This is a genomic window from Vibrio sp. TRT 21S02, from assembly GCF_050113675.1.
Classification (GTDB): Bacteria; Pseudomonadota; Gammaproteobacteria; order Enterobacterales; family Vibrionaceae; genus Vibrio.
On sequence record NZ_JBNJOI010000020.1, the window covers coordinates 44,222 to 63,051 of the forward strand.

An 18,830-nucleotide genomic window follows, 5' to 3' on the forward strand; every position below is an offset into this window, starting at 1 on the left:
GCAGGACGATGACTGCCGAGGAGTGTAACGGAATTTACCGATTGTGACTAAACCTTCTGCTCTTCATGTAGGTTTCGCACCAGATCACCCAACGGCTTTGGTTTACCTATGATATACCCCTGCGCATAATCCACACCAAGCTCAAGTAGCAAATCAATGATTTTGGTGTTTTCGACAAATTCCGCCACCGTTTTTTTGCCAAGCTGTTTGGCCAAATCATTGATTGATCTCACCATCACACGGTCCATTTCGTTCACGTCCATATCACGCACAAACAAACCATCGATTTTCACGATATCCACGGGAAGTTGTTTCAGGTAACCAAATGACGACAAGCCTGAGCCAAAATCATCCAACGCGATCACACACCCAAGTGCTTTTAATTGGCTAAACAGTGTGATGGCTTGCTTGATGTTGCTCATCGCAGCTGTCTCGGTGATTTCTAGGCAAATCTTGTGGCACGGTACCGAACTACTATCGAGAGTCTCTAGCAGAAACGCAATAAACTCCTGATTACCCATTGAGTGCCCTGAAAGGTTAATTGAGCACATTTCAAGTTGTTCAACTGCCTGAGGGTGGGATTCAAGCCACTGCAACGTCTTAGTCACGACTTGTGTATCGATAAGGTGAGCAATGTTGTAGCGCTCAGAAGCTGGCATAAAGATCGCTGGAGAAATGTATTCACCATCGGCTTTTTTAAGCCTGACCAAAATTTCAAAATGATTTTTAGAGCGATCTTGGTTGAGGTTGATGATGCGCTGAGCAAATAGCTCCAAGCGATCGTTTGCCAAGGCGTGGTGTACTAAGTTGACACTTTCCATCTCTAGCTGACGCTGACGTAAGTCTTCGTCATCTTGGCAATAGAGATTAAAACGGTTGCGCCCTTCTTCCTTCGCTGCATGACAGGCGGTATCTGCTTGCGCATGCACCATCTGGGGTGAAATTGCAGTATGGTCAATCAAACGAATACCGATAGAACACGTTAGGTTGAGGCGGATTTCATCCCATACAAAAGGCTGTTCGCTCAGCGTGGTAATAATCATACGCGCCACTTCCTTTGCATCCCGTTCGGTGCAGTCTCTCAATAAAATGGCAAACTCATCACCGCCCATGCGCGCCAATATCGCATTGTACGGCAATACATCTTCCAGCATGCTGGCACAAAATTGGATGGCGGTATCTCCCGCTTCATGGCCTGCGGTATCATTAAGGACTTTCAGTTGGTCAAGATCGAGAAATAACATGGCATGTGTACGGGTATAACCTTCCACCTCTTTCAGTGCCTTATGTAGCTCGATCTCGAAATAGTTGCGGTTATAAGTATCCGTCAATAAGTCATGGCCTGCTTGATAAGTAAGCTGCTGAGCAAGCAACTTCATTTCAGTGATGTCTTCACCAACTATCAATAAATGGCCGGTTTCGGCAAGCGGTCGGATATTTTCCCGTATCCATAACGTCTCCCCATTGGCATGTTGATATTCAGTTTCACGACGCCATACCCCTTTCAGTGCCTGCTTTGGCTGTAGCAATACCTGCCTAGGTAATAAGGTGTCTTGATGGGCATAAAATTCATTTAACTTGTGCCCTAGAATGTCACTGGGAACATAGCCAAGCAGTTGTTCAGCAAAATGGTTCACCTGCTGGATCCGGTTTTGTCCATCTAGCGTCACCATCATTACTGGTTGCTTATCATAGTAATGGCTTAAGTTCGCCTCACGTTGATACAACTTCTCTTCCGTGACTTTTCGGCTGGTGATATCACGGGCTTCAAATAGGTACTGCGCTTGATTGTCGGCAAGCTCTGGCAAAAGTTTAAGTGTGACTTCCAGTACCATCGCCCCTTCATCAGCGTGCCAGATCTCCGCCTCAAATTGCGTCGTTTGCGTACATTCAGGCGAATCAAAGAAACGCTGTACGGCCTGTGCCGCATTCTCTTCCCAGTGGCGATGCTGCCAAATGGGTTTATCTTGTCGAAAATCTTGATGATAGAACAACCACTGTAGTTTGCTGTTACTCGAAATCACCCGACCGTGGGCATCCAAAATTCCGATAAAGTGATAGCTTTGATCAAACACCATCTCAAGCAATAACTGGCTCTGCTTAGCTACTAACTCACTTTTCTTGAGGCGACTCAGGTAGTACACCAAAGCCATGATGACAATCAGCATTAGTAATACAAGCGCCCCAGCCACTCGTAATTCTTGCTGATATTTCGCAGTAAAAGACGATGGCTTGTTCAGGAAACTGGACACCGCTTCGCCTTCAATGCCTAAATTCCATTTACGCACTGCCGCATAGTCAAATTTGATTTCAGGGATCCCCACTTCCACTTTCGGCATCGGTTGTTCAGGATGATCCAATACGCCCATCAACTTATTTGCCACTTGTTGCCCTTGCATAAGGCCACTTTGCATCATGCCCCCAACGGCACCAGCTCCCATACCGATGTCATGTACTAAATAAATCGGGGCTTTAGACTGCTGATTGATGGCTTGCCAGTCATCATCAGACACTAACGAACCTTGATCGTCACGAAAATAGACCCAGTAAAGCACAGCTTGGTTCTTATCCATGCTTGAAACCTTTGCTATAAGTTCTTCGGGGTTATTGGGGGTTAAGAAGTGAATCAGTTTACGATAACTTGGATTGAGTTTAATAAAACGGCTCACGTGCTCACGCACGGCCTCTCCGGTTTTGGAATAATCACTAACAATCCATAATCGTTTGAGTTGCGGCTGTACCCGTTGGATTAACGAGAGCGTACTGAGTATATCGGTATCTTCAATCACACCGGTTGCATTAAGCCCTTGATGCAAAACGGGACTGTAGTTGTTAATCCCACCAAATAATACCGGGATATCACCTAACTGGGGAGCTAAGCGTTTCATCAATGCCAATGCATTGTTGTCACTCACGACAATGGCTTTAAATTTTTCTGAACGCAGTTTGGTATAAAACAACTGATAGAGATCATCAAAATACTCCTCAGTTTGTAGTCGTTTAGTATCGAGGTAGAATACCCGAGTTGAAACCTGTTCTTTGCTAAGAACCGAATCAAGGCCTGCTTGAAACGAATCTGTCCAATAAAAGCCTTGATGATAGGAGTGAACCACAAGAACATCGTCATCTTGCGCAAAGGCGATGCAACTCCATATCAAGCTAAGCAAAGAAAGAATAATACGCTTCAAAACAACTCTCGGGTTCAAGTGATATATCCGTTTATATTATCATTAGTGCTGATTTATTATACTTTGTCCGCCAACATTACACACTTAGGGTGATTATTTTATGCAAGCGACCAGCGCAAAATTAGACGATTTAGACCGTGCTATCCTAAAAACGCTGATGGAAGATGCCCGTACACCCTATGCGGAAATGGCGAAAATGTTTGATGTTAGCCCAGCGACTATTCACGTTCGGATTGAAAAGATGAAAGCTGCCGACATCATTCAAGGAACTGAAGTGATCGTCGATACAAAAAAACTGGGGTATGACGTTTGCTGCTTTATTGGTATCAATTTGAATGCAGCACGTGACTATCATTCAGCACTTGAGAAGCTGAATGCCTTAGAAGAGGTGGTTGAAGCTTACTACACTACTGGCGCTTACAATATTTTTGTAAAACTCATGTGCAAGTCGATAGAAGAGCTTCAGTACGTATTGATCGATAAGTTACAGGCGATTGATGAAGTGCAATCAACCGAAACGTTGATCTCTTTACAAAACCCAATTAATCGCAATGTGAACCCATAAAAAAACTCACCTTAAGGTGAGTTTTTTAATTCTTGGATCTTCGCTTAACGTGATTGCAGGTAAGCTTTCAAGTCATCAACTGAAATACCCTGATCAGCAATCTCTTTTGCCAAGATTTCTACTTGTTCATCTTTACGTGCTTCAATGACCTGCTGAAATTGATAAACGATGTCTCTCAACATGGGTAGCGGAACCTGTTTTGCTGCACTACGAATACGTTCACCACTTTGGTTACCTAGCTCGTTAAGCAACTTACCGAACATAATTTTTTCCGGAGAGTCTTCAAGTTGCTCCAACACGCGAGCCATTTCGTAAGTTGTCATCGACATTGTTGTTTTTTGTTCCACCACGAAGTCATTTAGAAGGCTCAAATATACACCGATTTTACTATTTGGCAAACACCGTAATCAGTAAGACATCTTCACTTCATGCCACGCTCGCCCTGCCTTTGTGGCAAGAATTATCAAGCCGGGAGCAACCATAAACATCTGTAATGAGATCATAAGTTGAGGCTCAAGGCCAAAACGTTGCATTGTCCCCACAACAAGGCCTGCACCACTCATTTGAAATAATCCCAACAAAGCTGCTGCAGTCCCTGCTTTGTCACCAAATGGTGCTAATGCTTTCCCTGCTGCCGCTCCCATTATCCAAGCAAAACCAATTGAAGAAATAAAGATCGGTGCCATAAACGCCCAAGCCGCTTGAACCTGTGCCAGTGAGAGCATAGTTGTCCCCGCCATTAGCAACATGCAAAGCCCAACACGCAACGTTAAATGAGTACCAAAGCGATCCATGAATTTTGGTGCACTCATGCATGCCACAATATTTATCGCAGCATTAATACCAAACCAAAACGTAAATTGGTTCATCGTTAAGCCTAGATTTTCCATTAGTACAACGGGGGCAGACGTAACGTACGCCAATATAACTGCCATGCCTAACATACAAAGCGTGGCATGAAAGATAAACGTTGGTGTTTTCAGAACATCAAGGTAGCGCTCAAGTTTAAATACGGGTGTTTTTGCTTTTTCAGGATTGGTATCTTTAAACCCTATCAGCATCAACGTACCAACAAGAATGGCAAACCCAGCCATAAAGCTGAAATTCGATCGCCAGCCAAATTGCTGAGTTAACCAACTACCTAAAATCGGAGCCAGCGCAGGAATAAAACAAATGGCACCATTTAGGTAGCTGATCATTTTGCCGCTTTTTTCTGGTCCGTAAATATCGCGAACTGTTGCAAAGGCCGCTACAGATGTTGCGCATGCACCTAAGCCTTGTAGCAAGCGAGCCATTAACATCCACTCAATGTTTTGAGCACTCCACGCCAATAAAGCACTCAAACCGTAGATACCAATACCTGTCAATGCAACAGTTCGACGTCCGTATTTATCTGCAAGGGGACCAGCAAACAACTGACCGATACCCATTGCAAATAAAAACCATGTGATGGTGTCCTGAGCAAGTGCATGTTCCACGTGAAACTCTCCCGAGATCAGCGGTAGTGCAGGCAAATAAATATCGATCGCCAGCGGGCTGAATAACACCAACATCGTAATAAGAGAAAAAGAGAAAAAACTGACTGAAGTGGTAGACTTAACTTCCATAACAACACCGAATTACATAACTTGCCGCTATCTTAACGTCAGTGTTGGATGATACCTAATGACATCATTTCATTTCATGATATTCCAAATTAAGAAATGATAAATGTAGGTTTGGATAGAGGGCTATTTAAACCTTCTTGAATAGTTTGAAGGTTTAAATAGCAAAGAACTTAATTGCCGATCACGCTAGAGTGCTGAGGTTAAGATTTTTTTAACGTCTTCCAACGTTAAGGTTCCAGTTTCAGACAGTTGTGTCGCACCGATTTTCTCAAGGTTTGAGGTGACTTTTTCAATAACACTCGCATCAATGTCGTAATGAGACAATTGAGTTTGTATCCCTAGCGAATTGAAAAAGTCCTCGGTCTTATCTATCGCCAAGTCAATGCGCGCATCTCCGCTTCCTTCATATAAGCCCCAGACGCGTTCCGCATATTGAATGAGTTTCTCACGCTTGTGTTCCTTTCTCACTCGAAGTAAGTGAGGAAGTACTATCGCCAAAGTCCTACCATGCGCGATGCCATGTAAACATGTCAATTCATGGCCAATCATATGTGTCGACCAGTCTTGAGGCACACCAACACCGATTAGACCATTTAGTGCATTGGTTGCGGCCCAAACGAAATTCTTTCTTGCTTCGATGTTTGCGTTATCGTGGACAGTGATGGCACCAATATCAATCAAGTTGAGTAGTAATCCTTCCGCCATTCTGTCCTGAACGGCAGCACCGCATGGATACGTCAGGTATTGCTCTATCACGTGAACGAAAGCATCAGCAACACCATCAGCCACTTGTTGTGTACTTAGCGTCAACGTCAATGTGGGATCCAAAAAGGAAAATTCCGGAAAAACCAGTGGTGACATAAAGACATATTTCTGCGCTTGGTAGGTTATAACCCCAGCAGGATTAGCCTCTGAACCTGTCGCGGGTAGTGTAACGACACAGCCAACCTTAGTCGCTTGCTTGACCGGAGCGGGTGTAAACCCGTTAAACAACAACGCTTGATAGTCATCGCCTTCATGGTTCATAGCCAGCGCAATAAACTTGGTTCCGTCCATAACAGAGCCGCCGCCAACAGCGAGTAAAAAGTCCACACTTTCTTGCTTAGCGAGTTGCACTCCCTGCTCTAGCGTTTCATACGCCGGATTTGCACCGATACCACCAAACTCAATGATGCTTCTTTTTCCAAGGGCCGCTTTTACTTTGTCGATGGTTCCAAATTTAACGGCACTTTGACCACCATAGGTGATCATTACCTTTGCATCTTGCGGTACTAACGTATTGAGTTCGTCTAATCGACCCTCTCCAAATATAATCCGTGTTGGGTTATAGAAATCAAAGTTTTCCATTGCTGTTCCTCAAATAGTGAAATCTACTGCGACTATGTATTTATTCTTAACTGCCGTGAGGCCGCTTTACGGCTTTCTTAGATCTTGCAGAGGTGATTGAGATTTTAATCGTTGATAGTCATTGATACATAGCTGCTCAAATGCAAGAGCAACCCAACCACTGACCAGCATGTCGTACCATGGTTCAACACCACTTGCCGCGACAACAGTATTCCCATGTACAAACGAGCCATAAAACAACATATCACTGTCATCTAACGCCGACGGATGCATTTGCTGAAAAGAGATATCAGATACCGAATTACGCCAAGCTAATTTGGCCTTCTTTCGCGCAAATTGGTCAAAAGGCGCCTTCCATTCAGAAGGAGTACCTATAGACTCCTGATACAGTATTGCATCTTCAAAATCAGCCTCCCAAGGCTTGACTCTTGGATCCATTACCACAATATGCAACTGAGGTTGAAATGTTCTTCGAAAAAGCCTATCTATTGATGGTTTAACTAACTCAATTGCATCTTTCACAACTTCAATATTGTCTCTCACATTAAGTCCTTTTAATCTAGTCAATGTGTTGGTTCAATAATTACCACCTTCACCTTTAATGACCGTGGTAAGTCGTCTTCATAGTCATCACATCTAAACCTTGCAGGATATTTATAAAATTACTAATGACGTATAGTCATTTTTGATATTCGATTTTGGAAATTCGTATGAGCATAGAAAAGCTAGCAAGAATGGATTTGAACCTAATGGTCTGCCTTAAGGTGCTTATTGAAGAGAAAAGTGTTACGAAAACAGCATCGAAACTATGCTTAAGCCAATCAGCAGTCAGTAAAGCACTCTCAAAGCTTCGTATTCAGTTTGATGACCCTCTTTTTATTCGCAACGCTCATGGCATTACGCCGACGCCAAAAGCTTTGTTTCTTAAACCCAAACTTGATGCACTAATAAAGCAGCTAGAACTATTAACGCACCCTGAACAGTTTTCACCAGCAACGAGCGACTATCGATTTCAAATAGCAGCGGTTGAAAGTGTTTACCCTTTGATCTTGCCGTATTTTTTACCTGAGGTATTTAAACAAGCACCTGGTGTCACCATCAGTACTCACGCTTGGTCTGATCAAACATTTAAGCAGATTCAACGTGGTGAAATTGATTTTGGTATTACCGGGAAGGATATCGATATCAATGACGCCAAACTAACCATGTTGCCACCAAATAATGTCTGTGAGCAGGAAATCTACCGTGACACTCAGATGTGTTTACTACGCAAAGACCACCCTGCACTTTCTGAACCATGGGACCTAGATAAATACCTTGAGCAAAGGCATGTTCAGGTGCGTTGCGATGGAAATGACCGTTGGCTATTGGATTATCGCCTCGCTGATATTGGCAAAGAACGTGATATCGCAATTACGGTTCCTGACTTTAACAGCGCTGCGAGTTTGTGCTCCTACACCGATTTTATTTTTACAGCCCCAAGCCATTTCGTTAACCTCACATCGAAACAGCTCAATCTGGCAGTATTGCCATTGCCACTAGAGTTTCCACCAATGGCCTACACCCTATTTTGGCATCAAGAACGTGAAAATGACCCAGCTCTGGTTTGGATTCGCCAGATCATTCACGATTACATCAATCATAAAATCAAACCTACGTGAGATCGTTTGCAGCCACAAAACAAAAAGAGTAGCTTATTGCCATTGTCCACCAAATGAACGGACACTTGATAACATTGAAGGATGAACAGATGCCAACCGTAACAGAACAACGATTGTTAGATATTCGCCAATGGCTTGCACAGCATAATATCGATGCCCTGCTTGTCCCTCATGAAGACGAATATTTGGGTGAATATGTACCTGCGCATAACGAACGCCTTCATTGGCTAACTGGTTTTACCGGTTCTGCTGGTGCTGCGGTGATCACCAAAGACAAAGCCGCTATCTTTGTTGATGGGCGCTACACGGTACAGGTGACGAAGCAGGTTCCTGCTGATCTATTCGAATACCGCCATCTGATTGAAGAGCCTACGCTGGATTGGATTAAAGATCATCTTGCGAATGGTGCGTCTGTAGCAATCGACCCTCGCATGCACAACTCTGCTTGGCTAGACATGGCACAAGCAAAACTTGCTGGCGCACTTGAACTTAAGATTCTCAACAGCAATCCAATTGATGAGCTTTGGCACGACCGCCCAGCACCTATCGTTTCTGATGTTTTCCTAATGCAAACGGAGGCTGCAGGTCAATCAAGTGAAAGCAAACGCCAAGAAATCGCAGAGCTAGTGAAAAAAGCCGGCGCAGACAGCGCAGTGATCACAGCACTTGATTCTATCTGCTGGCTGCTCAACGTTCGTGGTCTTGATGTATCACGTCTACCAGTTCTGCTTTCTCACGCGATTCTGCACTCAGATTCAAGCGTGGAATACTTCCTAGATCCAACTCGCCTACCTGCTGAGTTTGACGCTCACGTTGGTTCTGGCGTAACAGTTCATCACCCAGAAGCATTACAAGCACGACTAGAAAATTTAACTGGCAAGAGTGTACTGGTTGACCCTGCGACAAGTAACGCATGGTTTAAGTTGGTTCTACAAAATGCTGGCGCATCTGTGGTGAGTAAAGCAGATCCATGCCTAATGCCAAAAGCGGCGAAGAACGCGGTTGAAATCGCAGGCATGAAAGCGTGTCATATCCGTGATGGCGTGGCGATGAGTAAGTTCCTATCTTGGTTAGATGCAGAAGTCGTTGCGGGTAACCTGCATGATGAAGCGACGCTGGCAGACAAACTGGAAGCGTTCCGTAGCGAAGACCCAACACTTATGGATCTTAGCTTCGATACTATTTCGGCAGCAGGTGGCAATGCAGCGATGTGTCACTACAACCACGAGAACCAACCTGAACCTGGCAAGCTAGAGCTGAACACACTTTACCTAGTGGATTCAGGCGGTCAGTACCTAGATGGCACGACAGACATCACGCGTACTATTGCGATCGGTCAGCCTTCACCAGAGATGATTAAACAATTCACTCTTGCACTAAAAGGTCACATCGGTGTTGCTCGTGCACGTTTCCCGAAAGGCACACGTGGTTACCAAATCGATACGCTAGCTCGTCAGCACCTGTGGGCGGAAGGCTACGATTACGATCACGGTACTGGTCACGGCGTTGGTCACTTCTTAAGTGTTCATGAAGGTCCGGCGAGCATTTCGAAGAAACAAATCGACGTACCTTTAACAGAAGGTATGGTGCTGTCCAACGAGCCAGGTTACTACCGTGCAGATGCGTTTGGTATCCGTATTGAAAACCTAGAGCTTGTTGTTGAAACACCAACTAACGGTGACTTCCCTGTTCTGTCATTTGAGTCGCTAACACGCTGCCCAATCGACAAGCGCAACATCAACGTTGATATGCTAACTCGTCCAGAACTTGCTTGGCTGAATGATTACCATCAGAAAGTATGGGATGAGATCAGCCCACTTGTTGAAGGTGATGTGAAAGAATGGCTTCGTCAAGCAACGCTACCTGTAGCACACAGCTAGGAGCTAGGAGCTAGGAGCTAGGAGCTAGGAGCTAGAAAAAGTAGAGGGTTGATGTTTTTCATCAACCCTCTTTTCTTTGCCTATGTTTCACGTGAAACATGCCGATTACCAGTGGCATTATTTGTTACTTAACCAGAATATGCTGAGTGCCAATCTCTCCATACCGGGTCAAAGCCTTTGGCTCGAATCATATCTTCCACAGAACCAGCACTTCGCTCATCACTGATCTCAAACTGCTCGAGTTCAACATCATCCATCGCATAACCGCCCGGCTGAGTTTTCGATGCAGCAGACATACTGGTGATACCTAACGGTAATACATTGTCTCTGAACTTCGGTGACTCACGAGTCGATAATGACAACTCCACCTCTGGATTCAACAAACGATAAGCGCAAATCAACTGAACAAGCTGCTTATCCGTCATTACCGATTTGGGTTGCTTTCCGTTTAAAGAACTGGCTCCCTCACAAGGACGTAAACGCGGGAAAGAAATCGAATAACGAGTCTGCCAATACGTACGTTCAAGATAGTCCAAGTGTGCTGCCACATAAAAGCAGTCGGTACGCCACTCTTCCAATCCTATCAAAGCGCCAATACCGATCTTATCAATGCCCGCTTTTGCAAGACGATCGGGTGTATCCAATCGGTGTCCGAAATCCATCTTATTGCCACGCAAATGGTGCTCTGCATAAGTCAAAGGATGATACGTTTCTTGATAGACCATAACCGCATCCAAACCCAATGTCTTGAGCTCAGCGTATTCGTCTTGATCTAGCGGCTGTACTTCCATCGCTAAATAGTTAAAGCGTTGCTTAATCATCGGCACCATTTCGCGAAAGTATTTCATGCCCACTTTGGTCTCGTGTTCGCCAGTCACCAGCAATACGCTATCGAACTTCATGCGTTTGATTGCTTCAACTTCTGCAACCACTTCATCCCTATTCAAGGTACGACGCTTAATTCTGTTCTCCATCGAGAAGCCACAATAAGTACAAGCATTGGCGCACAAGTTAGAAAGGTACAATGGAATATAAAGCGACATGGTATTGCCAAAACGTTTGCGAGTTGCCGAGTATGACAACTGCGCCATTTGTTCCAAGTATGCTTCAGCCGCAGGTGAAATTAGCGCTTTAAAGTCTTCCAAATCACGCTTGGGTTTATTCAATGCTCGCTCGACATCTTGTGCCGTTTTCGCGTAGATCGACATCGAGATGTCATCCCAATTAAGCTGCTTAAATTGTTCAACGAAGCTCATGTTTTCCTCGCTTATTAGCTAAACCAATCTAGGACTAAAGCTCATCTAGGAATGACGTCAGTGGACTCGACGCAACCGCATGAGAAACCTTACCAGCAAGTCCGGCTTCATAAGCCATACGCCCCGACTCTACCGCCAACTTAAATGCCTTCGCCATCGCAACGGGATCGCTCGAAGCTGCAATCGCAGTATTGACGAGCACGGCATCCGCGCCCATTTCCATCGCACGCGCGGCATGTGAAGGAGCACCAATACCCGCATCGACAACCACTGGAACATTAGCTTGGTCGATAATGATCTCTAGGAAATCGTGAGAAACTATCCCTTTGTTAGAACCGATCGGCGCACCTAATGGCATGACAGCAGCACAGCCTACTTCTTCCAATCGTTTACACAGAACCGGGTCAGCATGACAATAAGGAAGCACAATGAAGCCTTCACGAACCAGTTGCTCAGCGGCTGCAAGTGTCTCAATTGGATCTGGCATCAAGTACTTCGGGTCGGGATGAATTTCCAGTTTTAACCAGTTAGTACCCAACGCTTCTCGCGCCAGTTGTGCGGCAAACACAGCATCTTTAGCATTCTTTGCACCCGAGGTGTTCGGCAATAAGTTCACACCCGCTTGTACTAACGGCAGCAAAATATCGTCTTGTTGGTCGTTCACATCCACACGCTTCAACGCCATGGTTGCAAGTTGAGATCCCGACACTTGAATCGCTTCTGCCATTAATCGGCTGTTGGCAAACTTCCCTGTTCCCGTGAACAGCCTTGATTCGAATTGTTTATCACCAATTTTAAGCATCGACTTTAACCCCCTGCGATCGCTTGAAACAAAGAGATGCTATCTCCCTGTGAAAGAACTGTGCTAGCCCACTCACTGCGCGGCACAACATTGTTATTAATTGCAAAAACACAGCCCATTTCAGGCAGCGCAAATTGACTAATGATTTGCTGTAGATTCGACTTACTGGCGACTTGATGTGACTGGTCATTGATGACAATAGTGATCACATCTAAGTCAGCAGCGGTCATTTGTGTTGTTTGTTGTTCTGATAACGTCATTGCTTCCAACTCTCTCAATTCTGCCCATTACTCGTAAGCTAAACCTGAGCACACACTTGGCACTGTTTGTCTTTGCTTATCGCCATGGTTTGCCATTGCAGTTTCAATCCATCAAATAGGTGCAACTTGGCAGTCTCAACATGAAACTTTCCCGTCGCCAGTTTTTGAATTGCCGCTATCGCTTGGTAGTTGCCAAGTGTGCCCACCACCGGACCGACGACACCGCTCTCACTGCACTTTTGCGTTTGCGGTAATTCGTCAAACGGATACAAACAGCGGTAACAGGCTTTACTCTGCGCTTCTTGTTCACTTGGTGTTTGGTAATCAAAGACAGCGAATTGCCCTTGCCAACCAATTGCCGCCGCTGAGATGAGCGGCGTATTTTGCTCGAAACAAGCTTGGTTAATTAGCTGGCGCGTTGGCATGTTATCGGTGCAGTCGAGCACCACATCCGCTAGCATCACCTCAAGCTGCAGTTTTGCTTTGTCTAATCGCTTATTGAGGGCACGAATTTGAACCATAGAATTAAGGTCAGTAAGTTGCTTTACAGTCGCTTTTGTTTTCGCAACTTGGAGGTCTTGTTCACGATAAATGATCTGACGCTGTAGGTTACTGCTATCAACTTCATCGTCATCGACCACAACCAATTTACCAACACCCGCTGATGCCAAGTACAAACTCGCTGCGCTCCCTAACCCACCACAACCGATGATCAGCACATGCGATTTGCTCAAACGCTCTTGCCCACTTTCAGCAATTTCAGGCAGAGCGAGTTGGCGCTGATAGCGAAGGAACTGCTTATCCGTGAGCATGCTCGCCTCTCTTGGTATGCGCCAATTCATTATTCTGATCAGTAAACGTTAGCTGTCTTTCCTTCATCAGTTGTGCGAAGAACTCGATGACGGATTGAGGTGATTCTGCCAACGTAATAGCACGCACAACTGCCAAACTAGAGACGCCCGTGCGCCAAACTTGGTCTGCATTAGAATGGTCAATGCCACCAATCGCGACCGTCGGAAAGCCAAGCACAAAGTCACTACCTGCTTTGTCTTTTGAAGGACGGAAAGCAGCCTCTGTATTTGTATAAGGAATGCTATCAATCAGCTTTTGATACAGTTCCAAGCGCACCAAACCTTGTGGTTTCGATGGCATCTGTTTTGTGGTGGTTGGGAAAATATGCCCTAGCGCAATGTAACTAGGATGAATTTGTACGATACGCAGTAGCTCATAATAACCATGAGTAGAAAGACCAAGACGAATGCCAGCTTCAGTTAGCTGAGCCAAATTCGATTCTTCTATGTCTTCTTGTCCTAGGTGAACGCCATAAGCGCTATGCTTGATTGCCAACTGCCAATAGTCATTGATGAACACTTGTGCTTGATACTGACGACCTAGCTCAATTGCTCGAATGATCTGTTGTTCTAAATCGGCTTGTTGTGGGTTCTTTATTCGTAGTTGAATAGTGTTGATGCCTAAAGGCAGTAATCGCTCAATCCAAGCAACATCATCAACGACTGGGTAAAGCCCTAAACTTTGCTTAGTTAGAGATGGAAAGCTAACGCTCTCTCCTTGTGCTGACCAACCAACTTGAATACCTAGTCGGTAATCTTCCAGTACTGGCGTGGGGAAATAATCAAAATGGTCAGCCCACTGCGTTAACTGCCCCTCTTCAAGGTTGTCATTCGATCGTGTTTCACGTGAAACATTCGCTTGTTGAGTTAACATTCCTCGAGCAAGTGTTAACGCATCTTCGATAGGAAAATCGAGAACTGTCAGTGTAACTATCCAAGCAAGGTGATGTTCGGGATTGAACGTTGCGTTAAGTTTGGACTTAACAGAAAGCGCTCTCACTTCGTTGTTAATTGGGTGACGCCAGATATCAAGCTGAAGCACTATCTCCTTTTCGTCGGAAACCTGCGTATCAGCAATACCAACATAAATCGCTTTCGACGGTTGCATTGCACACGCTTCTACCGAAAAAGCAGAGTGGTAATAGAGCGCAAATAAACACTCTGACTCAAAGTCATACCCTTCAATAAGATCAGACGTTATGTGTGTGGTCTGTTGGTCACGAATAAGCTGAATAGATTGAGTTGGGCTCACACCCAACTCAATGTCTTTAATGCTAAAACCCTGCTCATTCGCCAACAACAAACAATCTTGAACTAAACCTGTTAGTTCAATCAGTGAAGACGGGATTAGGATTTTTATCATTAATCGCTCACCTCAGCGTGCGCTGCGGGGTGATACAACTCAGAGCCCGTATCTCTGAACTCTTGCGATTTCTGACGCATTCCTTCCAAAGGGTCATCAAGCATTTTAATCGAAATAGCTTGGTCCGCAGCCACTTGCTCAGTGTCTTTTGCGTACTCTCGCACCTCTTGCGAAATCTTCATAGAACAGAATTTTGGTCCGCACATCGAACAGAAGTGAGCAACTTTGCCAGACTCTTGAGGCAAAGTTTCATCATGGTAAGCGCGTGCGGTATCTGGGTCGAGCGACAAGTTGAACTGGTCTTCCCAGCGGAACTCGAAGCGAGCTTTAGAAAGCGCGTTATCACGAACTTGTGCGCCAGGATGCCCTTTCGCCAAATCAGCGGCGTGCGCAGCAAGCTTGTAAGTGATCATGCCTACCTTCACGTCTTCTTTGTTTGGTAAGCCGAGGTGTTCTTTAGGCGTTACATAACAAAGCATCGCACAGCCATACCAACCAATCATCGCAGCGCCGATGCCTGAAGTAATATGGTCGTAACCAGGAGCAACGTCTGTCGTCAGTGGACCAAGCGTGTAGAATGGAGCTTCATGACAGTGCTCTAACTGCTCTTCCATATTCTCCTTGATCATGTGCATTGGAACATGACCAGGACCTTCGATAATGACCTGAACGTCGTATTCCCACGCAACCTTGGTCAACTCACCAAGGGTACGAAGCTCAGCAAATTGCGCTTCATCGTTAGCGTCGGCCACCGAGCCAGGACGCAGACCATCACCCAGAGAAAGTGCCACATCATACTTAGCGCAGATTTCACAGATCTCTCGGAAGTGGGTATATAAGAAGCTTTCTTGGTGATGCGCTAAACACCATTTCGCGATGATAGAACCACCACGAGAAACGATGCCAGTAACGCGTTTTGCAGTCATGGGCACATAACGGAGTAGTAAACCGGCATGAATAGTGAAGTAGTCAACGCCCTGCTCTGCTTGCTCAATCAGAGTATCGCGCATCACTTCCCAGTTAAGGTTTTCCGCAACACCATTCACTTTCTCAAGCGCTTGGTACATAGGTACAGTACCGATCGGAACCGGACTGTTACGTAGAATCCACTCGCGAGTTTCGTGAATATTACGTCCAGTAGAGAGATCCATAACGGTATCTCCACCCCAGCGCGTTGCCCATACTAACTTCTCTACTTCTTCTTCAATCGAAGAAGTGACCGATGAGTTACCGATGTTGGCGTTCACTTTGACCAAAAAGTTACGTCCAATGATCATTGGTTCGGATTCTGGGTGGTTGATATTAGAAGGGATAATAGCGCGACCTTCGGCGACTTCTTTACGCACAAACTCAGCAGTAATGTCCTTTGGTAGGTTCGCACCAAAGCTTTGACCCGGATGCTGTTGATTCAGTACTTCATCACGGTATTGAGCGCGCCCCATATTCTCACGCAGGGCGATGTATTCCATTTCTGGTGTGATTACACCTTTGCGAGCATAGTGCAATTGAGTCACGCACTGCCCATCTTTGGCACGTCGAATACGTGGTAGATTGCCGTAACGAAGATCATCTAACGTTTCATCTTCTAGGCGCTCTTTGGTGTATACCGAGCTTACTTCATCGAGTAGTTCAGTATCGGCACGCTCTTCAATCCACCCTTCTCTCAGCTTAGGTAAGCCATTGTAGAGGTCTATGGTGTGTTCTGGGTCTGTGTACACACCTGAGGTATCGTAAACGCGTACAGGCTCATTTGGCTCGAAAATTGGCGCTTCTTTTGTGCCACCAATAAGGCTATCGGCCAAAGAAATCTCGCGCATTGGAACGCGAATATCAGGACGTGAGCCCTCAACATAAACTTTGTGCGAATTTGGGTACGGTTGTACCGAAAGAGTATCAATAAACTGTTTTGCTTCCAGTCTCGCTTGCTTGCGATTCGACATAGCATTTTTCCTAATTTATGTATTTATGGATAAAAATGCTTGGCGGATAGATGCGACAAGAGGTATCAAAAACAGCTTTAGTTAACTAAACCAAACTGTTTTGATCATAGATAGAACACAGGTAGATGAGCAGTGTTCCCTTCTCTTGTTCCCTTCGCAGATATTAATCTGATCAGGTTCAACGGATCCCGAATTAACGGTCTCAGCCTTATGGCACTCCGACAAGTTAGTTTGAAAGTATAGAGGTGTTGCAGCTCTACAACAAGTACTTAACAGAATAATTAAGTCTCATAAAAAAAGCCGCTCCATAGCGGCTTCTTTTTACTTTGAAAACTTCTTCACCATTGCTTTTAATAACGAAGAGTGTGTTTCTCTAAGCTCCCCAAGCTTCCCTGAATGATGAGGTTGGCCACCTAAATCAAACAACTTGGGAACTGCAATACGTTGTGAAGAGTAAATTCCTGTATGGCCGCTAAAGTAATAAGCGGTATAACAAGCAATTGCAAAATACAACATATGATCAGCTCCAAATAATTCAATACCCATAATCGTGCAAGCTAAAGGAGTATTAGTGGCAGCAGCAAATACAGCAAGAAAACCTAACGCAGCAAACAAATCAACAGGAGCACCCATAACCCAAGCGAGAGTATTCCCCAATGTTGCTCCAACAAAAAATAGAGGTGTTACTTCACCACCTTTAAATCCAGCAGATAACGTAATAGCTGTTAGTAATAACTTTGCAAGCCAGCTATACCACTCTGCGCCACCTTCTTGGAAAGCACTTAATATGCTAACTCCCCCTTCCTGATTAGAGTAAACACCAAGCCCAATGTAATCGTAATTACCAGTGATCTTAACGATAGCAACAACTATTAAGCCTCCGGTAACAACAATTAAGTATGGATTCTTTAGTGTTGCTTTAAAGATATCTTTGAACGCATGAGTCAGTTCACCAAATAGATAACCAGCTAAACCAAAAGCAATTGAAGCGAGTAGGATTTTTGCACAAAGCCATAAATCTACCTTAACCGCATGCTGCAACACCGTTATATTTTCAAGAAAGTCGATACGATAATGAGTGTGATGTGCACCCAATGATGAACAAACAAAATCCGCAAGTATCGCAGCGAAAAGTGCAGGAACAATAGCGTCATAACGAAGGCGACCAATCGCTATAACTTCTAAGGCAAAGATGGCTCCAGTTAAAGGGGTACCAAATACCGCTCCAAAACCAGCAGCAACACCTGCAATCAAAATAAGACGGGTATCCGCCTCATTTAACTTAAAGAAACGCGCTAAAGCGTGCGTAGCGGCTCCCCCAATTTGTACTGCAGTCCCTTCTCGACCAGCAGAACCACCAAACAAATGAGTAATCACAGTAGTTAGCAGAACTAATGGCCCCATACGGGTAGGAATACCTGCACCTGGCTCGTGAATTTCATCCATAATGAGATTATTGCCACCCTCGGAATTCTTACCGAGGTTTCGATAGCAATAAACAATAACCACGCCTGCTAAAGGTAAGAAGTAAATCAGCCACATATTGCCATTACGAACATCTGTCGCATAACTTAATAGCCAGAGAAAAAAGGCATTGAGAGCCCCAACAATGATTGCAACGGGAGTGATTAATGCAGTCCAACGTAGGATCTGGAGAAAAATTTTGGGATTAGCACTTAATGGATGAGACATACTCAACTATCTTAATTTAAGGGGAAAAATCAGGATAGTCACAATGATAGACAATTTCGCCCCACCATAGATAGATCTACCCTACTACAGCAGGAGTCATTATCTCTTCCGAGCGGTTAAAGGTGGAACTCCATCACCCACTAACATCAAGTTAGTGTGGCCATGCTACTCTTGTTAGAAAAATATCTCAATAATTGTTTTGAAAACCTTAAGATAATGCCGTTATAACTATACATTTTTGCAAAAGTTACATCTGTCACTTTTGTATATTTTTAAGGTTATTCTGAAGCCTTTATTATTCAAAAAGAAAAAGGCGCTAGTCTTTCGACTAGCGCCTTAAGATGGCAGGGGTGGAGAGATTCGAACTCCCAACACGCGGATTTGGAATCCGCTGCTCTGCCAATTGGAGCTACACCCC

General features: G+C 44.8%; 15 protein-coding genes and 2 riboswitches. Of the genes, 3 read left to right on the forward strand and 12 right to left on the reverse strand.

Annotated features, from left to right (window positions below):
- Positions 1-47: 47 nt before the first annotated feature.
- Positions 48-3,188: an EAL domain-containing protein gene (locus ACQEXU_RS19125; protein WP_427011937.1), complete on the reverse strand. Its 3,141-nt coding sequence runs from the start codon at positions 3,186-3,188 to the stop codon at positions 48-50.
- A gap of 100 nt (positions 3,189-3,288) precedes the next feature.
- On the opposite strand from ACQEXU_RS19125, the gene asnC reads away from it, so the two are divergent.
- Positions 3,289-3,753, forward strand: coding sequence for a transcriptional regulator AsnC (asnC, locus tag ACQEXU_RS19130; protein ID WP_367987660.1), 465 nt, complete (start codon positions 3,289-3,291; stop codon positions 3,751-3,753).
- A 44-nt stretch (positions 3,754-3,797) separates the two neighbouring features.
- Here asnC and ACQEXU_RS19135 read toward each other — a convergent pair whose 3' ends face one another.
- From ACQEXU_RS19135 to ACQEXU_RS19150, 4 genes are all read right to left on the reverse strand, one after another.
- Positions 3,798-4,082, reverse strand: coding sequence for a hypothetical protein (locus ACQEXU_RS19135; RefSeq protein ID WP_367989225.1), 285 nt, complete (start codon positions 4,080-4,082; stop codon positions 3,798-3,800).
- A 78-nt stretch (positions 4,083-4,160) separates the two neighbouring features.
- Positions 4,161-5,360, reverse strand: a complete 1,200-nt coding sequence (locus ACQEXU_RS19140; protein WP_427011938.1) for a multidrug effflux MFS transporter — start codon at positions 5,358-5,360, stop codon at positions 4,161-4,163.
- A 186-nt stretch (positions 5,361-5,546) separates the two neighbouring features.
- Positions 5,547-6,707, reverse strand: coding sequence for an iron-containing alcohol dehydrogenase (locus tag ACQEXU_RS19145; RefSeq protein WP_427011939.1), 1,161 nt, complete (start codon positions 6,705-6,707; stop codon positions 5,547-5,549).
- A gap of 66 nt (positions 6,708-6,773) precedes the next feature.
- Positions 6,774-7,250 (reverse strand): hypothetical protein, encoded by a 477-nt coding sequence (locus ACQEXU_RS19150; protein WP_427011940.1) that lies wholly within the window; start codon positions 7,248-7,250, stop codon positions 6,774-6,776.
- Between the two features lie 167 nt (positions 7,251-7,417).
- Between ACQEXU_RS19150 and ACQEXU_RS19155 the strand changes: the two genes are divergently transcribed.
- Both ACQEXU_RS19155 and ACQEXU_RS19160 read left to right on the forward strand, forming a co-directional pair.
- Positions 7,418-8,368: a LysR family transcriptional regulator gene (locus ACQEXU_RS19155; protein WP_427011941.1), complete on the forward strand. Its 951-nt coding sequence runs from the start codon at positions 7,418-7,420 to the stop codon at positions 8,366-8,368.
- 89 nt (positions 8,369-8,457) lie between these two features.
- Positions 8,458-10,248 carry an aminopeptidase P family protein gene (locus ACQEXU_RS19160; RefSeq protein WP_427011942.1) on the forward strand — a complete coding sequence of 597 codons (1,791 nt, stop codon included), beginning with the start codon at positions 8,458-8,460 and terminating at the stop codon, positions 10,246-10,248.
- Positions 10,249-10,376: 128 nt separating this feature from the next.
- Here ACQEXU_RS19160 and thiH read toward each other — a convergent pair whose 3' ends face one another.
- From thiH to ACQEXU_RS19195, 7 genes are all read right to left on the reverse strand, one after another.
- Complete coding sequence (gene thiH, locus ACQEXU_RS19165; RefSeq protein WP_427011943.1) at positions 10,377-11,504, reverse strand: 2-iminoacetate synthase ThiH; 1,128 nt, start codon at positions 11,502-11,504, stop codon at positions 10,377-10,379.
- Positions 11,505-11,538: 34 nt separating this feature from the next.
- Positions 11,539-12,306: a thiazole synthase gene (locus ACQEXU_RS19170; RefSeq protein ID WP_005397059.1), complete on the reverse strand. Its 768-nt coding sequence runs from the start codon at positions 12,304-12,306 to the stop codon at positions 11,539-11,541.
- 5 nt (positions 12,307-12,311) lie between these two features.
- Complete coding sequence (gene thiS, locus ACQEXU_RS19175) at positions 12,312-12,566, reverse strand: sulfur carrier protein ThiS (RefSeq protein ID WP_104411082.1); 255 nt, start codon at positions 12,564-12,566, stop codon at positions 12,312-12,314.
- Positions 12,567-12,604: 38 nt separating this feature from the next.
- The gene (locus ACQEXU_RS19180; protein ID WP_427011944.1) at positions 12,605-13,378 is read right to left on the reverse strand and encodes a HesA/MoeB/ThiF family protein; all 774 of its coding nucleotides are present in this window, start codon (positions 13,376-13,378) and stop codon (positions 12,605-12,607) included.
- The gene (locus ACQEXU_RS19185) at positions 13,365-14,780 is read right to left on the reverse strand and encodes a thiamine phosphate synthase (RefSeq protein WP_427011945.1); all 1,416 of its coding nucleotides are present in this window, start codon (positions 14,778-14,780) and stop codon (positions 13,365-13,367) included. Before ACQEXU_RS19185 ends, ACQEXU_RS19180 begins: the two co-directional genes overlap by 14 nt.
- On the reverse strand, positions 14,780-16,720 hold the full coding sequence (thiC, locus tag ACQEXU_RS19190) for a phosphomethylpyrimidine synthase ThiC (RefSeq protein WP_427011946.1): 1,941 nt from the start codon (positions 16,718-16,720) through the stop codon (positions 14,780-14,782). The genes ACQEXU_RS19185 and thiC overlap by 1 nt, the downstream gene beginning before the upstream one ends.
- 132 nt (positions 16,721-16,852) lie before the next feature.
- A riboswitch (TPP riboswitch) is annotated at positions 16,853-16,951 on the reverse strand.
- Between the two features lie 90 nt (positions 16,952-17,041).
- The gene (locus ACQEXU_RS19195) at positions 17,042-18,412 is read right to left on the reverse strand and encodes a voltage-gated chloride channel family protein (RefSeq protein WP_427011947.1); all 1,371 of its coding nucleotides are present in this window, start codon (positions 18,410-18,412) and stop codon (positions 17,042-17,044) included.
- An 83-nt stretch (positions 18,413-18,495) separates the two neighbouring features.
- A riboswitch (Fluoride riboswitch) is annotated at positions 18,496-18,559 on the reverse strand.
- Between the last annotated feature and the right edge of the window lie 271 nt (positions 18,560-18,830).